Annotated in this window: 1 pseudogene; it reads left to right on the forward strand. The window is 56.0% G+C overall.

Annotated elements, in window-relative coordinates:
• A pseudogene (locus EOA22_RS37930) lies at window positions 1–770 on the forward strand (histidine kinase); the annotation flags it as partial.

Here is a 770-nt window from a genome sequence, read left to right on the forward strand (position 1 = left end):
TCACCCGACAGCTTGTCGAAAGCTAACGCACCGGGCATTCGACGCAGCCATCGCTACCGGCGATCTGAGCGTCGCGGTATACAGTTTTGACATCCTGAATGCGAACCTTATAGCTGCGGGCGAACCGCTCGCGGATGCACAGGTGCAGGCCGAAGTCGGGCTTGAATTCTCCCGGAAGACGCATTTCGCACACCAAATCAGTGTGCAGGAAACGGAACTCGCCTTGGTAAAGACCCTGCGTGGCTTGACTAAAAAGTTCGGTTGTCTTGACGGCGAGCACTACAGTGAAGCTTTCATGGAGCAGCAACACACACCCCATCCGGCAGTATACTGGATTCGAAAACTCCAAGCCCGCTTTTTTGCTGGAGACTATAGATCCGCCCTTGATGCCGCGATGAACGCACAGACAAAGCTGTGGACGGTGGCAGGGTTTTTCGAAGAGGCCGAGTATCACTTCTATGTTGCGCTGTCGCTTGCGGCAAGCGCGACCGCAGTTCCGGCCGGGGATGCCGTTTCGCCAACGTTGGGGCGGCCTGTGGCCTCCTCGGCGTACTCTCCACATCTACTTGAGACACTGGAGTTTCACCATCGGAAGCTCGAAGCGTGGGTGGCGAACTGCCGCGAGACCTTCGAAAATCGTGCCGCATTGATAAGCGCGGAGATTGCCCGGTTAAAAGGTTTAGACCTGGATGCTCAACGCCTATACGAGCAATCGATCCACTCGTCGCGCGCAAATGGCTTTCTTCATAACGAGGCGATCGCCTATGAAC

This window comes from Mesorhizobium sp. M7A.F.Ca.US.014.04.1.1, assembly GCF_003998745.1.
In the GTDB taxonomy this organism is placed as follows: domain Bacteria; phylum Pseudomonadota; class Alphaproteobacteria; order Rhizobiales; family Rhizobiaceae; genus Mesorhizobium; species Mesorhizobium ciceri.